The following is a 20,865-nucleotide window of genomic DNA, read 5'->3' on the forward strand; positions in this document are numbered from 1 at the left end:
CGTCAGCGCGCCGGCCGCCACACCAACGTGTGACCCGTCGCCTGGAACGTCGCGTTGCCGGCCAGCTTGCCGGTGGTGGTGGCCTCCCAGACGAAGCCCATCCGCTCGTAGAACGCCCGCGCGCTGTCGTTGCCCTCGAGCACCTCGAGCTCGAGGCGCCCGGTGGCCCGCGCCTGGACGTGCTCGACCAGGGCACGCGCGACGCCCCGGCGGTAGAGCGCGGGGTCGACGTAGAGCCAGGTGATCTCGTCCGCCGACGCCGAGACGAAGCCGGCGAGCGCGCCGTCGAGCTCCGCGACCCAGACGTCGCTCTCGAAGAGGCCTTCTGCCTCGTAGGTGTCGGCGAGCGCCAGGAAGGCCTCGAGGCCGACGGACCCCCGCAGCTCGTCGAGGCGTGCGGCGTCGTGGATGCGGCAGATGGCAGTCCAGTCGCGCGGCTCGTAGGGGCGGAGGGCGAGGGTCATATCGCGATCCAGCCTGCTACCAGGGCGACGATCGCGACGACGGCCGCCGCCAGCGACACCACGAAGACGACGAGCTCGCCCCGCGAGAAGACCCGCCGCCCCTGCTCTCGTCGGGCCATCACGAACAGGACCGACGCCGGCGCGTAGAACAGGAACGAGACCAGCACGTACTGGGGCCCGGCCGCCACCAGCAGGAACGCGGTGTACGCCGCGGCGATCAGAGCGACGACCCGCCCGACCCGGTCCGCCCACGCGAGACGGACCGCGAAGCCCGCCGCGAGCACGTACGGGATGAGGACGAGCGAGCTGGTCATGCTCAGCGCGAAGTCGAACGCGTCCTGCGACAGCAGCGTCAGCACGAGCACGACCTGCGAGAGCGCGGTCGTCAGGGTCAGGGCGTTGACGGGCACGTCGTCGCCCGACGAGCGGCGCAAGAACCGCGGCATGTCGTCGTCCTTCGCGGCGACGAACAGGACCTCCGCCGCCATGAGCGTCCACGCGAGGTAGGCGCCCAGCACGGAGACGACGAGCCCGATGCTGATGAACGCGCTGCCCCACTCGCCCGTCGCCGCCTCGAGGACGCCGGCCATCGACGGCTGCCGCAGCGCGGCGATCTCGCTCATCGGCAGGATGCCGTAGGACACGATCGTCACCGACGCGAACACCGCGAAGACGCTGAGGAACCCGAGCATCGTCGCGCGGCCGACGTCTCGGCGGGAGCGCGCGTGCCGGGAGTAGACGCTCGCCGCCTCGACGCCGAGGAACACGAAGACGGTGGCGAGCATCGTGCCGCGCACCTGGGAGAACAGGCTTCCGGCGTCCGGGTCGCCACGGAGGTTGTCGACGAAGACGGACGGGTCGAACGCGAACGCTGCGAGCAGCACGAAGACGACGATCGGCACGACCTTCGCGACCGTGACGACGCGGTTGATCGCCGCCGCCTCCCGCACCCCGCGGCGGATCACCGCGTACGACGCCCAGAGCCCGGCGCTCGCGAGCACCACTGCGAGCACTGTGTCCCCCTCGCCGAGCTCCGGTGCGACCGCGCCGATCGTCGACATGATCAGCACCCAGTACGTCACGTTGCCCACGCACGCGCTGGCCCAGTAGCCGAGCGCCGAGAAGAAGCCGAGGTACTGCCCGAACCCGACCTTGGCGTAGGCGTAGATGCCCGCGTCGAGCTCGGGGCGGCGGACTGCCAGGCGCTGGAAGACGAGCGCGAGCATGAACATCCCGGTGCCCGCGACGGCCCACGCGATCAGCGCGCCGATCACGCCCGTCTCCGCGGCGAACTGCGCCGGGAGCGAGAACACGCCCGCGCCGACCATCGAGCCGATGACGACCGCGGTGAGGGTGACGACGCTCAGCGTCGCCGGGCGGGATGCCTCCCTCACCTCGGTCATGCTCGCGAGGCTAGCGACTGCCGTGGTCCGTGGACGTGTCCGAGGTCACGCGACGAGTTTTCGGGCGTTCCTCATCAACCGGTCAGTGATGTCACGGAGGCGCGACAGGTCGCCCCTATGCTCGCCCGATGCGCCGCCTGTGGACCTCCTTGCTGACCCTGTGCCTCGTCGCCGTCTCGATGACGGTCGGGGTCTCCGCCGCCTCCGCGGCCACGCCCGTGACGATCGGGAAGATCGCCTCGAAGACCGCTGCCTACGGGTCGAAGGTCACCGTGAAGCCGAAGGTCACGCACGCGAAGTCGGCGAAGGTCGTCTCGGCGAAGCTGACCGTGAAGAAGGGCGGCTCGACGGTCGCCAAGAACAAGGCGTCGGTCAAGCTGGCCGCGGGCACCTACAAGGTGACGACGACCGCCAAGTACAAGACGTTCCGCACGGTGAAGAAGACGACGACGTCGACCAAGAACGTCGTGACGGTCAAGCCCTACAGCACGACCCGAGTGACGTGCACCGCATCGCGGGTCGACGTCCTCGACGAGGGCCTCATCGAGCTGGACGGGTCCTGCACCGGCACCGCGTTCGACGGCACCGTGGCACTCCGCAATCTCGGCGCGTTCGACGACGACCCGTGGTGGGGGTACGACGACGACGCCAACGCTCTCGAGTTCGCCTCGGTCCCGACCGTCGGCAAGGCCTTCTCGGCGACGCTCGACCCCGGCAAGAACCTGTACAAGAAGAAGCAGGTCACCACGACCACGACGACGAAGGTCTGGTCCTCGGTCAAGACGAAGACCAAGACCCAGACGCTCGTCATCAAGGCGGGGAAGAAGCCGAACCACGCGGCGCCCTACTCCGACGGCGAGTGCCCGAGCTGGGCGCCGGTCAAGGGCAACGCGGACAGCGGGATCTACCACGTCCCCGGCGGCCGCTGGTACTCGGTGACCAAGGCCGAGGAGTGCTTCACCACGCCGGCCGCGGCCCGCGCCCACGGCTACCGCGCCAGCCGCAACGGCTGACCTCGCCCCTCCCTACGCGGGCTCGACCGGCAGCCACAGCTCGCAGGTCGCCGTTCCGGCCGCGGGGTCGTAGGCGAGCATCGCGACGATCTCCGGGCCGGGGCGCAGCCGCCACGGCTGGGACGGGAACCACGTCGTGGCCGTCGCTGCCCAGACGTCCTGCAGCACGGTCGGGTGCGGACCCACGGTGTGGAAGACGGCCCAGGTCCCTGCCGGCACCTCGATGGCGTCCAGCCCCTCGGGCGGTGGGGCGGTGGTCGCCACACCGTGGAGGTACGTGAGCTCGCTGCCCTCGGCCCGGTCCGGGTCGAGGTCGTCGCTGACCGCCAGCACGCCCTTCGGCTCGGTGTCGTTGAACCTCTTGAGGTCGACGACCTGCTCGATCGTGATGGACGAGACGTGCTTCGCGATGTGCGGGTTCACGCCCTCGTGGATCAGGGGCACGCGCGTGGCGTACCCGACGAGGCGGACGGCCGGAAGCGTGACGATGCGGGTGTCCATGGGGATGCTCCCTTCGACGGTCAGGCGGAACCTGATCCGTGGTTGTGCTCGTAGAGGACCGCCGCTGCGCCGCACGTCACCCGGGCCCGCGCCGTGCACGGCGCGGAACGCCCGGCCGAACGCCTCGGTCGAGCCGTAGCCGTAGCGGACCGCGATCGCCAGCAGGTCCTCGTCGGTGCTCACCACGTCGGAGGCGGCCATCGACATCCGGCGACGTCGGACGTACTCCGACAGGGGCATCCCTGCCAGCGACGAGAACATCCGCCGCAGGTGGTGGTCGGTCGTGCCCGTGCGCGTCGCGATGTCGGCGACGTCCACCGGACCCGACGGGTCGGCGGCGAGCTGCGCGTCGACGGCGTCCACCGCGAGGTTGAGCGTGGCGATCATGGGGGGTCTCCTCCTGTCGTCGTCCAGCCTGCCGTGCTCGGACGGCGAGGCGCCCGACCTTTCCGGCCCGCTTCGATCGGGTGTGCACGAACGCCCCGCCCCCCGAACTCGGGAGGCGGGGCGCTCGTGGCTGTGGACTACGGCGTGAAGACGAACTGCGAGCCCGGCTCCTTCAGGACGTCGCCGTCACGCGAGTTCGTGATCGTGACATTGGTCAGGATCGCGTTGCCGCGCGCGCCGCTCATCGCGAGGATGCCGGAGCCGTTGTTCGACCTGTCGATCTTGACGTTGGTGATCCGGACGTCGGGCATGTTGCCCCCGCCGTTCTTGAACTGGATCCCGTCGTAGGTCGAGTCGTAGATGTCGGTGTCCCGGATGGTGACGCCGGTGATGTCGAGCGTGGAGGGGAACAGGGTGATGGCCCCGAACTCCTGGTCCTCGTTCCAGAACGCCCCGCCCGTGCGGTAGAGCCCGTTGTTGGCGATGAGCGTGGTCCCGCCGAACGGCAGCGGGCTGTGATCGGTCGCCAGCATGATGCCGGGGTAGTTCATCGTGTCGAAGATCAGGTTGTTCTCGATGACGTTGTTCGAGCCTCCGTAGATCGCGATGCCGTTGGCGCGCCAGGGCAGCTGGATCGTGTTGTTGGTGAACCGGTTGTCGTGCTCGTTGTCGACCGTGCGGTCCTTGACGTAGGGGTTGGCCCACATCGCGAGCGCGTCGTCGCCGGTGGTGCGGAACGAGCTGTTGAACACCGTGGAGTTGCGGGTGCCGTTGCTGAAGTTGATGCCGTCCGCATAGGTGTCGCGGATGCGCATGCCGGAGAACTGCAACCCGTCAGCCGGTCCCCACAGGTCGGGGATGTTGTCGTAGTCGCGGCCCACCCAGACACCCACGTTGGCGTGCTCGATCCAGACGTTGGTGATCTTGGTGTTCTTGCCGAACCGACCGTTCAGGCCGACGCCGCCCTCGTCGTTGCCGTCCCCTCCGCGGATCCGGCCGGAGCCGAAGATCGCGATGTCGGACAGCTGGACGTTGTCGTCGATGTCGAACCCGAAGTTGCCCTCGTGCGGGTGGTTGAGGGTGTTGGCGTCCTGCGGCTCGATGAGCGAGTAGAGCTGGGAGTACCACATGCCCGCACCGCGGATCGTGGCGTTGCTGATGCCCACCTGGTTGTACATCCCGCGGTTCAGCGGGTCGTCGGTGAGGATCTTCCTCTCCTGGCGCCACTGGCCGGCCGGGATCCAGACGCAGCTGATCTGGCCGTTCTGGTCCGCGGTCACGGCCGCCTGGATGGCCGTCGAGTCGTCGACGCCGTCGCCCGCCACCGCGCCGTACGCGGTGATCGACGTGCACTCCGCCGGCTTGGCCAGCGGCGGTGCGACCTGCTCGAGGTCCACGGAGTCGATGACGTAGAACGCGGCGCTGTCGCCCGCGTCCCGCTGCAGCTTGAACACGGTGCCGGCCGGGTAGGACTGGCCGAGCAGCGCGCTCGTCTCGTCGAACAGCCGGCGTGCGTCGGTCCCCGGCGTGTTCGTCAGGGCCTCGGGGCCGTCGACGTTGCCGTAGAGCCAGCTGTGCTTGGAGGACAGCGTGAGCTTCTGCACGAAGGTCCCGTTGGCGTAGAGGCTGAGGGTGGCGTCCTGGCCACCACCGCCCGCGGCGTCCGGGATCGAGTTCCGCACGACGATCGAATTCGTGGCGTTGGTCGACGTGAACTGCACGTACTGCCCCTGGCTGGCCAGCCGCACCGACTTGCGACCCGAGGACTCGGTCGCGAAGTTCGTGTGCCCGAAGGTGCGCAGCGCGTCCGCCTCGAGGAGCGCGCCGGTGTAGGTCCCGGACTCCGCCTCGTAGGAGGTCCACGGCACGGCCGCGCCGCGGCCGACGACGATCGACTGGGAGAACGTGTTGTTGTTCTCGTTGGTCTCCGCGACGGTCCCGGTCGCGTCGGCCGTCGCGGTCAGCGTGGCCCCGCCGCTGGTAGCCGTCCACGTGCCGCTCACCGCGACGGCGGCCGTGGCCCCCGAGGCGATCGCGGCCGTGCTGCCGTTGAGCGTGGTGCTGCCGACGACCAGGCGCGTGACGCTCGCCCCCGCCGACTGGCTGCCGCGGTTCTTCACCGAGACGGTGAAGGAGACCGACGAGCCCACGGCCGGGTTGGCCGGGCTCGAGCTGATGCCGAGCACCTGCAGGTCGGGGCCGGGGGCCTCGGAGACGGTCACCTTCGTCGCGCTCACGTAGGCGTTGTTGGCCTCGTTCTGCTCGACGACGGCGTTGGTCGGGTCGACGACGGCGCCCACGGCGTAGCTGCCCGCGGGCTTGGTGCCGATCGACTTGCTCACCGTCGTCGTCCCGCCCGCCGCGATGGCCGGCACGGCGACCGAGGTGGCGACGACGCCGTCCACCGTGAGGTCCACGGTGGAGGCCGGCGACGCGAGGTTGCCCGCGTTCTTCACCGTGGCGGTCAGCGTGATCGCGGTGCCCTCGACGGGCGCGGTCGGGCTGGCGGTCACGGCGGTGACCGTGAGGTCCGGGTTCGGGGCGGGGACGCCGACGACCTTGAAGCCGGCGACCTGGGCGTTGCCCGAACCGGTGTTGCCGGTGAAGACGAGCCGGACGTCGGTGGCCGAGCCGGAGACCGGCACGGTGACCTTGTTGCCCGACGCGTTGTCGAACGCGTACGCCGCCGACGCCTTGATCGGCTTCCACGGCCCGCTGCCCACCTTCGCCTCGATCGAGAACGTCTGGGTCCGCGGACCCCACGCGGCGACCGGCGGCACGGAGACGACGACCTGCTGGAGCGTCGACTGCGACGCGAGGTTCACCGCGAGCGTGCTGGGGTACTGCCCCCCCGCGCCCTCCCAGTAGGTGCTCGCGTCGCTGTCGACCGCGTTGCCCGCGACGAACGTGAACTCGGTCGACGACGCGGTCGCCGGGCGCCCCAGCGCCAGGTCGCTGCCCGTCGGCGGGTTGCTCACGTCGGTGACGGTGAAGGACGCGGAGCCCGAGTTGTTCGCCTCGTTGGACTCGGCGATCGTGTTGGCCGGGTCCACAGCGCCCGCGATCGAGTAGGACCCGGCGGCGCGGGTGCCCAGGGAGAGGGACACGTTCGCCTGCGCACCGGCAGCCAGGGCCGGCACCGAGGCAGTGCCGACGGACTGGGTGCCGAGCGTGAACGCGACCGTGGTGGCCGCGGCGGCCGCGGTGCCCGTGTTGCGGACCGTGGCGGCGACCGTGATGGCGTCCGTCGTCGTGGGCGCGGACGGGGTGGTGCCCGCGATGCTGACCTGCAGGTCGGGGCTCGTCGGCGGCGTCCCGTTCGTGACCGTGACCGAGCCCGTGGCCGAGTTGTTGGTCTCGTTCGACTCCGCGACGCTGCCCGACGGGTCGACGCTCAGCGCGACGGGATAGGTGCCGACCGCGCGCGTCCCGGCGTTGACCGAGACCGTGGCCTGCGCCCCGGCGGCGAGCGCTCCGACGTTCGCCGTGCCGACGGACTGGCCGCCGAGCGAGAAGGCGACGGTGGTCGCCGCCGACGCCGCGGTGCCCGTGTTGCGGACCGTGCCCTGCAGGGTGATCGCGTCGCTCGGCGTGATCGTGCCCGTCGGCGCGACGAAGGCGACCTGCAGGTCCGGGCTCGTCGGCACCGGTGTGGTCGAGCCGATCACCTGGAGCTCGGCGACCTGGGCGTTCGACGAGCCGGAGTTGGCCGTGAACACGACGCGCACGTCGGTCGCGCTGCCGGTCACCGGGACCGTGACAGTGTTGCCGGTGCTCGGGCTGAACGCGTACGCGGCGGAGGCCTTGAGCTCGGTGAACGCGCCGGTCCCGGACCTCCCCTGGATCGCGAACGTCTGCGAGCGGTTGCCCCACGAGGCGTCGGGGTTGAGCTTGACGACCACGCCGGTCAGCGTGGAGGCCTGCGCGAGCGTCACGGTGAGGTTCGACGGGTAGGCGCCCGGGGCACCCTCCCAGTACGACGAGGTCGAGCCGTCGACCGCGTTCGCGGCGACGTAGCCCTGCTGGACCGACGACGCGGCGATCGGCCGGCCCTGCGCGAGGTTGCTGCCCGCGGGCGGGTCGACCGGCGGCGTGGAGCTCTCGCCGTAGACCTCGACCTCGGACAGCTGCGCGGCAGGCCAGCCGGTGTTGCCGGTGACGTTGACGCGCACGTACCGGGCCGAGGAGTCGGTGACGTCGATCGCGACCGCGCCGCTGCCGGAGATCGAGTAGGTGGCCGACGACTTCAGCGTGCTGAACGTCGACCCGTTGGTCGAGCCCTGCACGGACAGCGTCTCGTCACGCGCACCCCACCCGCTGGGCAGCTTGAGGCTCACGTCGGTCACGGTCGACGCGGCGCCCAGGTCGATCTGGACCCACTGCGGGAAGGCGTTGTTGGCGGACTCCCAGTAGGAGCCCTGGTTGCCGTCGGTCACGTTGCCGGCGACGTAGGTCTGGTTGTAGCTGCTGGCGGTGGCGCTCTTGCCCGACGACAGCAGCACGGTGGCCGCGGACGCGCTCTGCGCCACGGCGACGATGCCGATCGGCGCGACGAGCGCGACCGTGGCACCGGCCACGATCAAGCTTCTCGGTCGAGATCTCATGGGACGTCCTGGTTCTCCCGCCGAGGCGGGGCGAGGGGTACCCGGGTACGCACGAGGGACCCGGGACGGGTGACGGCGATGACCTTGGGGGGAGGCCCTGACGACGAGCAGGCGCGATGCACGACGAGCCCACGAGCAGGTGGAGCGGGCAGCCGTACCGGTGTTGCGACAGTCACACGGCTTTGTGCGATCTGTCTGTCAACTTCTTGCGGCGTTGGAACCCAGACATTACGTACGAACCGCCGAGCGGTCAAGGGTCGGCGACGCCGGGGCCGATGGGCGAAGTCCGGCCGGGCGCGACGAGCGCTACGGGAGCAGGTGACCCGCGGCCCGGAACAGCTCGTACCACTCCGGGCGGGTCAGCGGCAGCTCCGAGCCGAGCGCCGCACCCGACACGCGCTCGGGGTTCGTCGTCCCCAGCACCACCTGCATGTTCGCCGGGTGGCGCGTGATCCAGGCCGTCGCGATCGCGATCGGGGGGACGTCGTACGTCGCGGCGAGGCGGTCGATGACCGCGTTCAGCTCCGGGTAGTCCTTCGAGCCCAGGAAGACGCCCGTGAAGAACCCCGCCTGGAAGGGCGACCACGCCTGGATGGTGATGTCGTGCAGCCGGCAGTAGTCGACGATGCCGTGGTCCCGGTCGATCGACTGCCCCTCGCCGAGCATGTTGACGGCGACGCCCTGCGCGATCATCGGCGCGTGCGTGATCGACAGCTGCAGCTGGTTGGCCACGATCGGCTGGCGCACGAACTTCCGGAGCAGCTCGATCTGGCCGGGTGTCTGGTTGGAGACGCCGAACGCGCGGACCTTCCCGGCGGCCTCGAGCTCGTCGAACGCACGCGCGACCTCCTCCGGCTCGACGAGGGCGTCGGGTCGGTGCAGCAGGAGGATGTCGATGCGGTCGGTGCCGAGCGCCGCCAGGGAACCCTCGACCGACTCGACGATGTGCTCGTAGGAGAAGTCGAACGTGCCGTCCGCCGGGACGATCCCGCACTTGGTCTGGATGGTGATCGCGTCGCGCTCGGCGGGGCTGAGCCGCATCGCCTCGGCGAACCGCCGCTCGCACGCGTGCAGCTCGTCGCCGTAAACGTCCGCGTGGTCGACGAAGTCGATGCCGGCGTCCCGGCCGGCGTGCACGAGCTCACGGACCTCGTCGTCGGACTTGTCGCCGATCCGCATGAGGCCGAGGACCACGTTCGGCACCGTGATGTCCGTGCCGGCAAGGGTGAAGGTCTTCACGGTGGTCCTCCTGCAGCGCGTCGCGTCGTCAGAGACAGCCTGCACCTCGCACGGCTCGACCGCGCGCCCGACCGGTCGGCCCCGCGTCCTACCTGATGACACGGACCTCTTGAGGCCAGCCGCACCCCTCGGCCACCCTGCCCGCCCACATCTTGGCCGTCTCGAGGTCGGGCACGTCGATGACGGTGATCCCGCCCAGGTGCTCGGAGGTCTCGGTGTAGGGCCCGTCGGTGATCGAGATCGTCCCGCTGGTGGCGTCCGCACTGAAGGCGTCAGCCAGGCTCTCCTCGAGCCCGCCGGCGAACACCAGGACCCCGGCCCTCTCCATGTCGCGCACGACAGCGGTGCTGGGCTCCACGCGGCTCTGGAACCACTCGGCTGGGTGGTCCCCGACCCACTGCTGGTTGAAGTAGATCGCGTACTGCGTCATGTCGCTCCTCCTGTGGGGTCAGCCTGCGTCGCCCGTCACCACTGTGACGGACGGGCATCGCCGGGATCGACAGCGCGGCCAGGCCCGATCCGACCCGGCGCCTCGTCCTCGACGACCGGATCAAGACCTGATCAGCCGACGAGCGCGAGGACCTCGGCGTCGATGCGGGACAGGGTGTCGGTCCAGCCCTTGCGGACGCCCATCGCGAGCCACTCCGCCACGCGCTGGTCGGCAAGCGAGTCGGCGAAGCCGAAGTGGGCGACCATCTCGGTCCCGCCGTCGACGTCGTGCAGCTCGATCGTCGCGACCGGCAGGTCGTCGAGGTCCTCGACGTCGAGCTCGGGCCACCCGCCCACCGCGCCCCAGGTGAAGACCAGGCGCTCGGGGGCCGCGATCTCCCGGTAGAGGCCACCGGTCCAGTAGGCGCGACCGCGGCCCTCGTCCTCGACGAGGTGGACCCGCCACGCGCCGCCGACCCGCAGGTCGACCGTCGTCGGGTGGGCGGGGTCGCGCGGAACTCCCGCGAACCACTGCAGGTGCTCCGGGTCGGTCCACGCCCGGAAGACGAGCTCCCGGGGGGCGTCGAAGCGGCGGGTGACGGTGAATCCGCGGTCGGTGCTCATGTCCTACTCCTTCGGTGGGTCGGTCAGGGTGCGCAGGTGCTGCTCGAGGAGGTCGAAGCGGCCCTCGAAGAACTCGCGGTAGGTCGCGAGCCAGTCGTCGACTCCTCGCAGCGGTGCGGTCTCGAGCCGGCAGGGACGCCACTGCGCCTCGCGGGTCTTGACGACGAGACCGGCCTTCTCGAGCGCCGTGAGGTGCCGCGAGACGGTCGGCAGGCTCATCGCGAACGGCTCCGCCAGCTCGGTGACCGTCGCCTGACCCTGCGCGAGCCGCGCGAGGATCGCGCGGCGCGTGGGGTCGGCGAGGGCCGCGAAGGTGGTGCTGAGCGGATCCGGCATCGTGTTTGCCTATCTGTGCAATTACGTGATGCCGTAAGTACACCTTGTTGGCAGCCTGCCGTCAACCGTGTGGGTGATTTTTCTGCGGATCCCTGACGCCGCGAGCCAGTGGTCGCGCTCACAAATGTCCGATATGTCGCGCCTGCGGGTGCGATCTTCACACGTCCCACACCTCAGAGCCGTGATCAGATCGTGACCTTCACACGAGTTCGGTTAGCGTCGTCCGCGGTTCTTCGGGCTCCACCTGGCGAACCTCCGGGCCGGACGCCGAGCGCTGCCGCCGTCCCGGATCCCCCTCACCTCCGGCAGCGACGGGCGAACCACTCTTTCCGTGCGGGCTCCACGCCCGCACTCGGGGTGCATCACGACGGGGCACTGCCCCGCGCCGGACACACGCGCAGATCGCGTCACCGGAGCATCCGACAGCTCAGTTCGTAGGCGTTCGAGGAAACTTCATGACGACCACCACCCCCGGTCACGTCCTGCCCGTCCCCTCCACCCCTGCACGTCCCCGGCGGGTCTCCCGCCGCCTCGCCGCCCTCGCGGGTGGCCTGGCCCTCGTCGTCGCCGTCCCGGTCGCCCTGAGCGCACCCGCCTCGGCCGCGACCCCGACGACCACCACCGTCGCGAGCCACGCTCCGACCGTCGTCACCAAGCACTCGAAGACGAAGGTCCACCTCTCGAAGAAGACCCAGACCCGCGGTAAGGCCGTCGCCAAGGTGCGCGTCACGGTCCACGTCGGGCGGGCCGTCGCCTCCGGCAAGGTCGTCCTGAAGGTCGGCTCCAAGACGTGGAAGACCGTGACCCTCAAGCACGGCACCGCCAGGGTCCAGGTCTCCAGGACGCTCAAGGCCGGCAAGCACCGCATCACCGCGATCTACAAGGGCGCGTCGCACGTCGCGCGCTCCAAGGGCAGCGCGGTCATCAAGGTGAAGAAGGGCACGCCGAAGGTCGTGACCGTCGCCAAGAAGTACGTGGGCACCCCGTACCGCAGCGGCGCCAGCGGCCCCCGCGCCTTCGACTGCTCGGGCTTCACGAGCTACGTGTTCAAGAAGGCGGGCGTCAAGTCGCTGCCTCGCACGTCGTCGGCCCAGCACCACGTCGGCAAGACCGTCTCGCGCAAGAACGCCAAGCCGGGCGACATCATCTGGTCCCCGGGCCACGTCGCCATCTACCTCGGCGGCAACAAGATGATCGACGCGCCCCGCCCGGGCAAGACGATCCAGGTCCGCTCGATCTGGCAGTCGCACCCGACGTTCATCCGGGTCAACGCGAAGGCCGTCTCGGCCTGACGCACCTCGCACCACCCGTACGACGACGAGCCCGCCCGGAGGACCGGGCGGGTTCGTCGTGCGTCAGGCCTCGGTGAGCCAGTCCTCGAACGGCTCGAACGAGGTGGGCCGGCCCAGGAAGCGCTCGACGAGGTCCGCCGCGTCGGCCGACCCGCCCGGCGCCAGGATCGCGTCGCGGTAGCGGCGCCCGACGACAGGGTCCATGAGCCCGTCCGTGAACGCCGAGCGCAGGTCCTTCGCGATGACCAGGCTCCAGAGGTAGGTGTAGTACGCCGAGCCGTACCCCTCCAGGTGGCCGAAGCCCGCGTACTGGTGGGTGTCCGGGATCGACCCGTACGGCCCGAAGCGCTCGTCGACCGCGGCCGTGAACGCCGCGAGGTCGGCGGGGGCCTCCGCGTGCAGGCCGTAGGACAGCGCCGTGAAGTTGAGCTGGCGACGGGTCCACGCGCCGCGCGCGAACGTGTCGGCCCGACGCATGCGGGCGACGAGGTCCGCGGGGATCGGCTCGCCGGCGTCGTTCGTCGCGAACGACTGCAGGACGTCGGTGTCCCACGCCCACTCCTCGAGGAGCTGGCTGGGCGCCTCGACGAAGTCCCACTCGGTCGCGACGCCGGTGAACATCGCCCACGACTGGTGCCCGCCGAGGATCTCGTGCACCAGGTGCCCGAACTCGTGGAAGAACGTCACGACGTCGTCGTGCTCCATGAGGCCGGTCGGGAAGTTGCAGACCAGCACCCCCTCGGGCAGCGCCCGGCCCTGGATGCCCGGGGTGAGGGAGAACTGCGCGGCGTGGTTGAACTTGCCGGCGCGCGGGTGCATGTCGAGGTAGATCCGCCCGATGCGCGCGCCCTCGTCCTCGACGTCGTAGACCGTCACGTCCTCGTGCCACGTCGCGGCGTTCACCGGGGTGAAGGTCAGGCCGAACAGGCGTGAGATCGTGTCGAGCACGCCGTTGCGCACCGCGGGGTAGCGGAAGTACTGGCGGACAGCCTGGGAGTCGACGTCGTAGTCCTCGCGGCGGATGACCTGGTCGTAGTAGAGGTTGTCGGCGCTCGTGATCGCCGTCGCCCCGGGGCTGTCCTGGCGGAAGCGGGCGAGCATCGTCTCGACGTCGCTGCGCGCCGGGCCGGCGGTCAGGCCGTCGAGGCGCTCGATGAACTCGGCGATGGCCCGGCCGGAGCCGATCATCTTGACCTCGGTGTCGTACGTCGGCCAGTCCTCGTACCCGAGCAGCGCCGCACGCTCGGCGCGCAGCGTGAGCAGCTCGGCGAGCAGCGGCTCGTTGTCCGGGTAGGCCAGCAGCAGGTACTCGCGGGTCAGCGCGAGACGCGCCTCGGGGTCGTGCGCGTAGGTGCGGAACGGGACCATGTCCGGGTACTCGGTCGTCAGGGCGACGAGGCCGTCGTCCCCCGCCGGGTGCTCGGCGCGGTAGTCGTCGGGCAGGCCGTCGAGCTGCTCGGGGCGCAGGTGGACCGTGCGGACGCCGTCGCGGATGTTGCGGGAGAACTCGAGGCCGATCTCCGTGCAGCGCTGGGCGAGAGCGCGCAGGTGCTCGCGCTCCTCGGGGGTGCGGTCCACGCCCGAGCGACGGAAGTCGCGCAGCACGTGCTCACGGGCGCGGGCTGCGTCGGCGTCGAGGCCGGCCGCGTCCGTCGCGGCCAGCACCTCGAACAGCTCGTGGTCCAGGCCTCGCTCGGTGAGCAGGTCCTCGGCGGCCTGGGCGCTGGCCTCGGCGGCCTCGCGGACGGCGGCGTCCGGGTGCACCTCCGCGAACAGGTGGGCGCGGGCCGAGGCGGTGCCGATCGCGATGTCGGTGTCGTTCCACAGCTCGAGCACCTCGCTCGTCGTGCGGGGGGTGCCGTCCTTGAGCCGTGAGATGAGCGCACGGCCCTCGTCGAGCCCGGCGTCGACGCTCGTGGCGAGGAACGCGGGCCAGGTGGCGGGGTCGGCGGGGAAGGTCGTCGGTGCGGGCATGCTCCGACGATATCGGCGCGGGTCAACAGGTAACTTCTGCCCCGCTCGGGACACTTCAGGGTGTGAGCACCTCCGAGGATGCGACCGACGCGCAGCGGTTCGCCGAGCTGTGGGACCGGTACTCCGCCCGCATCCAGGCGTACGCGCTGCGGCACGTCGACCGCGACAGCGCGCAGGAGGTCGTCGCCGAGACGTTCCTCGTCGCGTGGCGCCGGCTGGCGTCGGTCCCCGGCGATCCGCTGCCGTGGCTGCTGGTCGTCGCGCGGAACACGATCGCCAACCAGCACCGGTCCCGGCACCGCGCCCGGGTGCTGGCCGACGAGGTCGCGCGGCTCCAGGTGGTCACGGCGTCCGCGCAGGGGGCGGACGCCGTGGTCGCCGAGCGGGACGCGATGCTGCGCGCGCTCGCCGAGCTCTCGGCGGCCGACCGGGAGGCGCTGCTGCTCGTCGCGTGGGACGGGCTGTCGACCGCCGATGCCGCCGCCGTCGCGGGCTGCTCGGCCGCCGCGTTCAAGGTCCGCCTGCACCGGGCCCGTCGCCGGCTCGACGGGGCCACGAAGCCCGCGCCCGCTCTCACCTCGCTCGTCCCGACGGAAGGCCGATGATGACTCTCACCTCGCTGGCGCCCCGCCCGCCCGTCGACCCCGACGGGCTCGAGGCCGCCCACCGCGTGCTCATGGCCCGGATCGACGAGGAGCGGCTCGCCCCTGCTCAGGCACCTCGCCGGACCGTGCGCAGATGGGCCGTCCTCGCGGTCGGCATCGCGGGCGTGACCGCTGTGGCCGTCACCCTGCCCAGCGGCGTCGACAAGCCGGCATTCGCAGGCTGGACGGCGGTGCCGGCGCCGATCGCACCGCACGCGCTCGCAGTACTGGGTGACGCGTGCGTCGAGATGCGGATGTCCGACCTGAACGCCGGGATGGGCCCGGACGAGGAGTTCGACCTCCCGGGCGCACGCGGTGTCGTCGCGGACCGACGCGGCAGCATCGCGCTGACCGTCGTCGCGAGCCCCGACGGCGCCCTGATCTGCTCGGTCGGGCCGCTCACGAGGAAGTCGTCCGAGGTGCGGCTCACGGGCGGCGGCGACACCATCGAAGGCGCCCTGGCTGACTCGTACCGCTCGACGCAGGGCAGCGAGACCTGGACCTCCGCGGCGCCACCGGCCGATGCCGTGCGGCTCGTGCAGTGGAACCAGCAGTACGCCCCCGAACCCTGGTACTCCGTGGTCGGCAAGGCGGGCTTGGGCGTGCGTCAGGTGGTGGTGACGCGCACCGAGGGCGAGCCGGTCACGGCCAGCGTCGCGAACGGCTTCTTCGTCGCGTGGTGGCCGGGCGACTCCGCCGGAGCCTCGGTCGTGCCCGTGCTCGAGGACGGTACGAAGGGGGTACCCCTCAAGCTGGACGTCGACGACGAGCCGACCGCCACCCCCTGACCGCTCACCCGAAGGCCACGCGCCAGAATTCCGTGAAGATCGGCGTCGGCTGCGGCGAGGACCACGCGTCCGTGGTCAGCAGGATGGCGACGGTGTCCGTCACCGGGTCGGTCCACCACGTCGAGCCCATCCCGCCGTCCCAGCCGTAGGTGCCGGCATGCCTGCCGTCGGGCAGGTCCAACCGCGCGACGCCGAGCCCGAGGCCCCACGCCTCGCGGCCGGCCTCGTCGAGCGGGCCGACGTGCGGGGCGGTCATCAGCGCGACGGTGTCCGGGCGGAGCACGGGGAACCCGCCCGAACGGAGCATGTTCGCGAACGCGTGCAGGTCGGCGACCGTGGAGACGAGTCCGGCGGCGGCGTCCGGGAACGCGGGGGCCGTGGCCCACTGGCCGTCCGCCGGGTCGTACAGCACCTCGTCGGGCATCCACTGCGGGCCGAACCGGGCGAGGTCATGGACGACGAACCCGGTGTCGCGCATGCCGAGAGGGTCGAGCAGCCGCTCGGCGAGCAGCCGGTCCAGCGGGGTGCCGGTGGCGCGGCCGAGCAGGACGCCGAGCAGCTGAGCGCTCGTGTTGTAGAGCCAGCGCGACCCGGGCTGGTGGGACAGCGGGACGCTGCCGACCAGCCGCATCCACTCGTCGGACGCGGGAGCCTGCTGCGGGGCCGGCGGCCCGACCGGGAGGCCGAGCTCCGCGAGCGCGCCGAGGACGGGGCCCGGGAACGGCCCGCTGAAGTCCATGCCGAGCCCGGTGCGGAACTCCAGCACGTCGCGGACGGTGATGGGCCGCTCGGCGGGCACCGTGTCGGTGAGCGCGGAGTCGGGAGAGCGCAGCACGTGGCGGTCGGCGAGCTCGGGCAGCAGCGCGTCGACGGGATCGTCGAGCCGGAGCATGCCGTCCTCGACCAGGACCATGGCCAGCGCGGCGACCACAGGCTTGGTCACCGAGGAGATGCGGAAGATCGTGTCCGGCCCGATGGCCTCGTCGACGGGCCCGTACCGCCCGGCGACCCCGCTGGTGACGTCGCCGGCACGGTCCACGAGCCACGCCGCCCCGTGCACGCCCGCGCCGATGTGAGCCTCGACCGACCGCTGCACGTCGTCCATCGCTTCAGCATGCCCCCAGGTGCCGACATGGCACCCCGGGTCAGCCGTGGGTGGCGATCCAGTACCGGCGCTTCAGCTCCCCGGTTCCGGGGACCACCACGACGTCCTCGAGCTCCCCGCCCGCGCCCTCGATGGTCCGTGCCGATGCGACGTTGGTGTCCGTGCAGGTCACCAGGACACGTTCCAGGCCCACGCCACGCGCGACCAGCAGGCCGTGCCGGAGCAGCGCGCTCGCACGCCCGCGGCGGCGGTGCCCCGGCCGGACGGCGTAGCCGATGTGCCCGCCGACGTGGGCGAGGTGCGCGTTGAGCCGGTGGCGGACGGACAGGCGCCCCACCAGCGTGCCGCCGGCGAAGCCGCCGACGAAGGTCTCGGGCACCCAGCCCGGCGGCAGGTCCCGGCCGCGCTCGATCTCCACGAGGTGGTCGAGCCAGGCCGACCACGTCCCGGACTGCTCCAGGCCGAGGCAGAAGTCGAAGCCCTCCGCGGCCAGCTCCGCGTGGGCGGTGCGCGCCTGCGCCTCGTCGTCCGCGGTGAAGGACCGGACCACGAGCTCGCTCACGTCTCAGCGCCCCGCGTGAGTGTGCCGGTGGTGCGCGTCGGGGTAGTGCGCGTGCGCGTGCGTCAGCTCGAGGTGCTCGTGCGGGTGGCTGTGCCGCGTCCCTGCGGGGACAGGCTCGGCGTGCTCGTGCGCGTGGTGCTCGTCGTGGACGTGCCAGTGGTCGTGCGTCTCGGCGACGTGCGTGTGCGCGTGCTCGTGCCGCTCGGACAGGTGCAGCCACGTGCCGATCCCCATCAGGGCGGCCGCGATCACGAGCGGCCACGTCAGCGGCTCGCCCATCGCGAGGGCGAGCAGCGCACCGAAGAACGGGGCGACCGAGAAGTACGCGCCTGCCCGCGCGGTGCCCACGTGACGTAGCCCGACGATGAACAGTGCCAGGCTCACGCCGTACGCGAAGAACCCGACGACGAGCGCTCCGCCGACGGCTGGCAGCGGCGGCAGGCTCGCGCCGACTGCGAGCGCGAGCAGCAGGTTCACCGGACCGGCGACACCGCCCTTGACGGCCGCGAGCCAGGTCGCGTCCGTCAGCGCGACCTTCCGCGTGAGGTTGTTGTCGAGGCCCCAGCACAGGCACGCGCCGAGCACGGCGAGGGTCGGCCACACCGTCCCGAGCTCGACGGCAGACGGCACGCTCAGCACGACGGCGCCCGCGACGATGGCCGCCATGCCGAGCGCGACGCGCTGGTCCACGTTCTCCCGGAACACGAACCACGCCAGCAAGGCCGTCGCGACCCCCTCGGCGTTGAGCAGCAGCGACGCACCGGAGGCCGGCATGTGCGCGAGGCCGAGCAGGAGCAGGACGGGCGCGACCACCCCGCCCGCGGCGACGGCACCGACCAACGGCGGGAGGTCGGCTCGGTGGAGGTGCACGCGCGGCGCTCGTCGGGCGACCCGCACCAGGGCGAGCCCCATGCCCGAGCCCAGGTAGAGCAGCCCGGCGAGCATCCACGGGCTGGTCTCGCCGAGCAGCTCCTTGGCGAGCGGGGTCCCGGCGCCGAACAGCGCGGCGGCAGCCAGCGCGGCCTGCACGCCGCGGTTCGCGATCCCGTTCATCGGCCCAGCGTGCCATCGCCCAGCGACAGGGCCATCCCCAGCGACTCGGGGGCGGTCTCGGTGAACCCGTGCCGCTCGTAGAGCCGGCGGCCTGGGGCGTCGGCCAGCAGGTTCACCCACGCGCCGGGCGGGGCATCCCGCCGGATCGTGTCGAGCAGCGCGGTGAGGACCGCGTCACCGATCCCGCGCCGCTGGTGCTCGGGCAGCACGGCCATGTCGATGACGTGGAAGTACCAGCCGCCATCCCCGAGCACGCGGCCCATCCCGACCACCGCGCCCGACTCGTCGTGCCGCACGTGGCACGCCGCCCACGCCCCGTGCAGGCCTGCGCGGCCCTGGGCCTCGGTGGCGGGCGTCAGGCCGGACGCCCGACGAAGGTGCAGGTAGTCGGCGAGCGGCGGCGGTCCCGTGACCACGCGGTATCCGTGCTCCACGTCAGCGCCCCGCGGTCACTCCGCGCAGCGGTCGCACTGACCGCTCGAAGGCAGGACGGTCCAGCAGCTCGTGCAGAGCTGAGGCGGGGCCTCGAGGACGACGGCTTTGGTCGCGGTGGCCTTGCTCGGCGCCGACGTCGCGAGGGGCAGGATCTCGGTCTCGTAGCCGCCGCCCGCCGCGTGCACGTCGACGAACCCCTTGTTGAAGAAGGCGGCGACCTGGCCGTCCTCCGGCGCGACCGCGATGTAGGTCCCCGAGTAGGGGATCCAGATCCGTGCGTGCTCGACGCTGGCGAAGATCTCGCGCATGCGCGGCCGGTTGGCCACCGGCGCGTGGAACGCCTCGAGGGCGTCGTCGAACGCGTCGTACGCCGTGCGGCCCTCGCCGCCGAGGTTGGACTGGCACGTCGAGCAGACGGGGATCTTGTTGATCTCCTGCCGCGTCGCGAGGGTCGCAGCGCCCGGCTTGGCACCCGAGAGGTGTCGACAACCCCGGATGTGCAGCTTGGATCCGCCGGGGATGCGGTACAGCTGCTCGTCGGGCAAGGCCGAGATCTCGTTGATGGTCACCCCTCAGTATGGATGCCGCCCGCACGAATGCCGCCCACGGGTTCCTCAGCGCTTGGGCTGGGCCACTTCGAACGGCAGGCGCACAGCGGCCAGCTCGGAGATCCGCGACGGGACGTGGTCGCCCGAACGCTTTGCGGCCCGGACGATGATCCGTGCGAGATGCACCTCGGTCGCACGCTCCGACCTGGCGCTCACACCTTCGCTCGTCACGGCTCACCACCTCCTGATTCAGTGTCGCTATCGCCGGACGAGATGTCCATGCGCGCGACTGAGAACCTTGCGAGAACCGTGAGCTCGTCGTCACCCGCGAGCTTGCTCTCCGAGAGCACGTCGGCGACTGCAGCGCCGACTGCGACCCGCTCAGGGTTCGAGCTGAGCATGTGATCGAGTGCCCACTGCGCTCGCCGCCACCATTCGGCGCGCTTGTCCGCACGGTTGCGCTGCACGATCGTGATCACCCCGACGATGAGCGCGACGGTCGGCGGCAGTGTCGCGAGCCACGCCGACGTGTTCATCGGTCTACCCCCCGTCCGCGATGAACGAGCCTGCAACGTACCGACGGGCAGAGCAGCGTGCGGTTGGTCATCCACAGGGATCACCGCTCGACGAAGCCCATCCCCTGACCGCCCGCGGCCTCGATCCGCTGACCGGTGACCCAGCCCATGCCCTCGGACAGGATCGCGGCGGCGGCGCGGCCGATGTCGTCGGGCTCGCCGACGCGGCCCATCGCGGAGGACGCGATGATGCCCGCGCGGTACTGCTCGTTGTCGCGGATGCTGCCGCCACCGAAGTCGGTGGCCGTCGCGCCGGGCGCCAGGACGTTGACGGCGATCCCGCGGGCGCCGAGCGTCTTGGCCAGGTAGCGGCTGTAGACCTCGACCGCGCCCTTCATCGCCGCGTAGACCGAGTACGCGGGGTTGACGAGGTTGAGCGTCAGGCCGGTGGAGACGTTGAGGATGCGGCCGCCGTCGGCGAGCAGGGGCAGCAGCTCCTGGGTCAGCATGACGACGCTGCGGAAGTGCACGTCGAAGAGGCGCTGCACCTCGTCGGCGTCCGTCGCGCCGATCGGGGTCTCGCCCGACGAGCCGGCGTTGTTCATCAGCAGGTCGAAGGAGTCGCGGCCCCAGGTGTCCGCGAGCGCGGTGCGGACCTGGTCGGCGAACGCGGCGTGCGCGGTCAGGTCGGTCGTCTCCAGGGGCAGCGCGACGGCTCGTCGGCCGCGTTCGCCGATGGCCGCGACGACCTCGGCGGCCTGCTCGGCGCCGGTGCGGTAGGTGAGGATCACGTCGACACCGGAGTCGGCGAGGGCGAGTGCGGTGGCGCGGCCGAGGCCGCGAGAGCCGCCGGTGACGAGGGCGATGCGCTGAGTCATGGTGAACCTTCCGTCGTGGTGTCGTTCCATGCTGCGGCGGCCGCCGTCGGGCTTCCAGGCAGCACCGATCC

21 protein-coding genes are annotated in these 20,865 nt (G+C 71.4%); 4 read left to right on the forward strand and 17 right to left on the reverse strand.

The genetic code is table 11. The annotated features are described in order from the left end of the window. Positions 1-2: 2 nt before the first annotated feature. Positions 3-464 carry a GNAT family N-acetyltransferase gene (locus EDF34_RS14915; RefSeq protein ID WP_123372278.1) on the reverse strand — a complete coding sequence of 154 codons (462 nt, stop codon included), beginning with the start codon at positions 462-464 and terminating at the stop codon, positions 3-5. Beyond that, a complete protein-coding gene (locus EDF34_RS14920; RefSeq protein WP_123372279.1) occupies positions 461-1,867 on the reverse strand; it encodes a basic amino acid/polyamine antiporter in 1,407 nt (468 codons plus the stop codon). The genes EDF34_RS14915 and EDF34_RS14920 overlap by 4 nt, the downstream gene beginning before the upstream one ends. A 128-nt stretch (positions 1,868-1,995) precedes the next feature. Between EDF34_RS14920 and EDF34_RS14925 the strand changes: the two genes are divergently transcribed. Beyond that, entirely contained in the window at positions 1,996-2,880 is an 885-nt protein-coding gene (locus tag EDF34_RS14925) for a hypothetical protein (protein WP_123372280.1), read from the forward strand. Between the two features lie 12 nt (positions 2,881-2,892). Here EDF34_RS14925 and EDF34_RS14930 read toward each other — a convergent pair whose 3' ends face one another. From EDF34_RS14930 to EDF34_RS14955, 6 genes are all read right to left on the reverse strand, one after another. Further along, positions 2,893-3,768 (reverse strand): AraC family transcriptional regulator, encoded by an 876-nt coding sequence (locus EDF34_RS14930; RefSeq protein ID WP_123372281.1) that lies wholly within the window; start codon positions 3,766-3,768, stop codon positions 2,893-2,895. Positions 3,769-3,905: 137 nt separating this feature from the next. Beyond that, complete coding sequence (locus EDF34_RS14935; protein ID WP_233575408.1) at positions 3,906-8,345, reverse strand: CARDB domain-containing protein; 4,440 nt, start codon at positions 8,343-8,345, stop codon at positions 3,906-3,908. Between the two features lie 333 nt (positions 8,346-8,678). Next, entirely contained in the window at positions 8,679-9,611 is a 933-nt protein-coding gene (locus EDF34_RS14940) for an aldo/keto reductase family oxidoreductase (RefSeq protein ID WP_123372283.1), read from the reverse strand. 88 nt (positions 9,612-9,699) lie between these two features. Next, positions 9,700-10,041, reverse strand: coding sequence for a YciI family protein (locus EDF34_RS14945; protein WP_123372284.1), 342 nt, complete (start codon positions 10,039-10,041; stop codon positions 9,700-9,702). Positions 10,042-10,172: 131 nt separating this feature from the next. Continuing rightward, positions 10,173-10,664 (reverse strand): SRPBCC domain-containing protein, encoded by a 492-nt coding sequence (locus tag EDF34_RS14950; RefSeq protein WP_123372285.1) that lies wholly within the window; start codon positions 10,662-10,664, stop codon positions 10,173-10,175. A 3-nt stretch (positions 10,665-10,667) separates the two neighbouring features. Next, entirely contained in the window at positions 10,668-11,000 is a 333-nt protein-coding gene (locus EDF34_RS14955; protein WP_123372286.1) for a helix-turn-helix transcriptional regulator, read from the reverse strand. A gap of 455 nt (positions 11,001-11,455) precedes the next feature. On the opposite strand from EDF34_RS14955, the gene EDF34_RS17915 reads away from it, so the two are divergent. After that, positions 11,456-12,292 carry a C40 family peptidase gene (locus tag EDF34_RS17915; RefSeq protein WP_123372287.1) on the forward strand — a complete coding sequence of 279 codons (837 nt, stop codon included), beginning with the start codon at positions 11,456-11,458 and terminating at the stop codon, positions 12,290-12,292. Positions 12,293-12,355: 63 nt separating this feature from the next. Here EDF34_RS17915 and EDF34_RS14965 read toward each other — a convergent pair whose 3' ends face one another. Then, positions 12,356-14,266, reverse strand: a complete 1,911-nt coding sequence (locus EDF34_RS14965) for a M3 family metallopeptidase (protein WP_123372288.1) — start codon at positions 14,264-14,266, stop codon at positions 12,356-12,358. A gap of 62 nt (positions 14,267-14,328) precedes the next feature. Here EDF34_RS14965 and EDF34_RS14970 point away from each other — a divergent pair, with 62 nt between their 5' ends. Continuing rightward, complete coding sequence (locus EDF34_RS14970) at positions 14,329-14,871, forward strand: RNA polymerase sigma factor (protein WP_123372289.1); 543 nt, start codon at positions 14,329-14,331, stop codon at positions 14,869-14,871. After that, a complete protein-coding gene (locus tag EDF34_RS14975) occupies positions 14,868-15,698 on the forward strand; it encodes a hypothetical protein (RefSeq protein ID WP_148076652.1) in 831 nt (276 codons plus the stop codon). Before EDF34_RS14970 ends, EDF34_RS14975 begins: the two co-directional genes overlap by 4 nt. Positions 15,699-15,702: 4 nt before the next feature. Here EDF34_RS14975 and EDF34_RS14980 read toward each other — a convergent pair whose 3' ends face one another. The 8 genes from EDF34_RS14980 to EDF34_RS15010 form a co-directional block, all read right to left on the reverse strand. Then, positions 15,703-16,803: a serine hydrolase gene (locus EDF34_RS14980; protein ID WP_123372291.1), complete on the reverse strand. Its 1,101-nt coding sequence runs from the start codon at positions 16,801-16,803 to the stop codon at positions 15,703-15,705. Between the two features lie 40 nt (positions 16,804-16,843). Continuing rightward, positions 16,844-17,365, reverse strand: a complete 522-nt coding sequence (locus tag EDF34_RS14985) for a GNAT family N-acetyltransferase (protein WP_199737918.1) — start codon at positions 17,363-17,365, stop codon at positions 16,844-16,846. Positions 17,366-17,368: 3 nt separating this feature from the next. Beyond that, positions 17,369-18,418 (reverse strand): DMT family transporter, encoded by a 1,050-nt coding sequence (locus EDF34_RS14990; RefSeq protein WP_123372292.1) that lies wholly within the window; start codon positions 18,416-18,418, stop codon positions 17,369-17,371. Further along, positions 18,415-18,834, reverse strand: coding sequence for a GNAT family N-acetyltransferase (locus tag EDF34_RS14995; protein ID WP_233575409.1), 420 nt, complete (start codon positions 18,832-18,834; stop codon positions 18,415-18,417). The genes EDF34_RS14990 and EDF34_RS14995 overlap by 4 nt, the downstream gene beginning before the upstream one ends. A 33-nt stretch (positions 18,835-18,867) precedes the next feature. Next, positions 18,868-19,422, reverse strand: coding sequence for a hypothetical protein (locus EDF34_RS15000; protein ID WP_123372294.1), 555 nt, complete (start codon positions 19,420-19,422; stop codon positions 18,868-18,870). Positions 19,423-19,467: 45 nt separating this feature from the next. Next, positions 19,468-19,632 (reverse strand): hypothetical protein, encoded by a 165-nt coding sequence (locus EDF34_RS17565; protein ID WP_158615100.1) that lies wholly within the window; start codon positions 19,630-19,632, stop codon positions 19,468-19,470. Beyond that, positions 19,629-19,937: a hypothetical protein gene (locus tag EDF34_RS15005; protein WP_123372295.1), complete on the reverse strand. Its 309-nt coding sequence runs from the start codon at positions 19,935-19,937 to the stop codon at positions 19,629-19,631. Before EDF34_RS15005 ends, EDF34_RS17565 begins: the two co-directional genes overlap by 4 nt. A gap of 80 nt (positions 19,938-20,017) precedes the next feature. Then, complete coding sequence (locus EDF34_RS15010) at positions 20,018-20,794, reverse strand: SDR family NAD(P)-dependent oxidoreductase (RefSeq protein WP_123372296.1); 777 nt, start codon at positions 20,792-20,794, stop codon at positions 20,018-20,020. Positions 20,795-20,865 lie beyond the last annotated feature (71 nt).

This window comes from Cellulomonas sp. PhB150 (assembly GCF_003755175.1).
Lineage (GTDB): Bacteria > Actinomycetota > Actinomycetes > Actinomycetales > Cellulomonadaceae > Cellulomonas.

Excerpts from the sequence above, each read along its gene's own strand:
- EDF34_RS14915 (WP_123372278.1), bottom strand. The coding sequence starts at position 464 with ATGACCCTCGCCCTCCGCCCCTACGAGCCGCGCGACTGGACTGCCATC.
- EDF34_RS14920 (WP_123372279.1), bottom strand. The coding sequence starts at position 1,867 with ATGACCGAGGTGAGGGAGGCATCCCGCCCGGCGACGCTGAGCGTCGTC.
- EDF34_RS14925 (WP_123372280.1), top strand. The coding sequence starts at position 1,996 with ATGCGCCGCCTGTGGACCTCCTTGCTGACCCTGTGCCTCGTCGCCGTC.
- EDF34_RS14930 (WP_123372281.1), bottom strand. The coding sequence starts at position 3,768 with ATGATCGCCACGCTCAACCTCGCGGTGGACGCCGTCGACGCGCAGCTC.
- EDF34_RS14945 (WP_123372284.1), bottom strand. The coding sequence starts at position 10,041 with ATGACGCAGTACGCGATCTACTTCAACCAGCAGTGGGTCGGGGACCAC.
- EDF34_RS14950 (WP_123372285.1), bottom strand. The coding sequence starts at position 10,664 with ATGAGCACCGACCGCGGATTCACCGTCACCCGCCGCTTCGACGCCCCC.
- EDF34_RS14955 (WP_123372286.1), bottom strand. The coding sequence starts at position 11,000 with ATGCCGGATCCGCTCAGCACCACCTTCGCGGCCCTCGCCGACCCCACG.
- EDF34_RS17915 (WP_123372287.1), top strand. The coding sequence starts at position 11,456 with ATGACGACCACCACCCCCGGTCACGTCCTGCCCGTCCCCTCCACCCCT.
- EDF34_RS14965 (WP_123372288.1), bottom strand. The coding sequence starts at position 14,266 with ATGCCCGCACCGACGACCTTCCCCGCCGACCCCGCCACCTGGCCCGCG.
- EDF34_RS14975 (WP_148076652.1), top strand. The coding sequence starts at position 14,868 with ATGATGACTCTCACCTCGCTGGCGCCCCGCCCGCCCGTCGACCCCGAC.
- EDF34_RS14980 (WP_123372291.1), bottom strand. The coding sequence starts at position 16,803 with ATGGACGACGTGCAGCGGTCGGTCGAGGCTCACATCGGCGCGGGCGTG.
- EDF34_RS14990 (WP_123372292.1), bottom strand. The coding sequence starts at position 18,418 with ATGAACGGGATCGCGAACCGCGGCGTGCAGGCCGCGCTGGCTGCCGCC.
- EDF34_RS15005 (WP_123372295.1), bottom strand. The coding sequence starts at position 19,937 with ATGAACACGTCGGCGTGGCTCGCGACACTGCCGCCGACCGTCGCGCTC.
- EDF34_RS15010 (WP_123372296.1), bottom strand. The coding sequence starts at position 20,794 with ATGACTCAGCGCATCGCCCTCGTCACCGGCGGCTCTCGCGGCCTCGGC.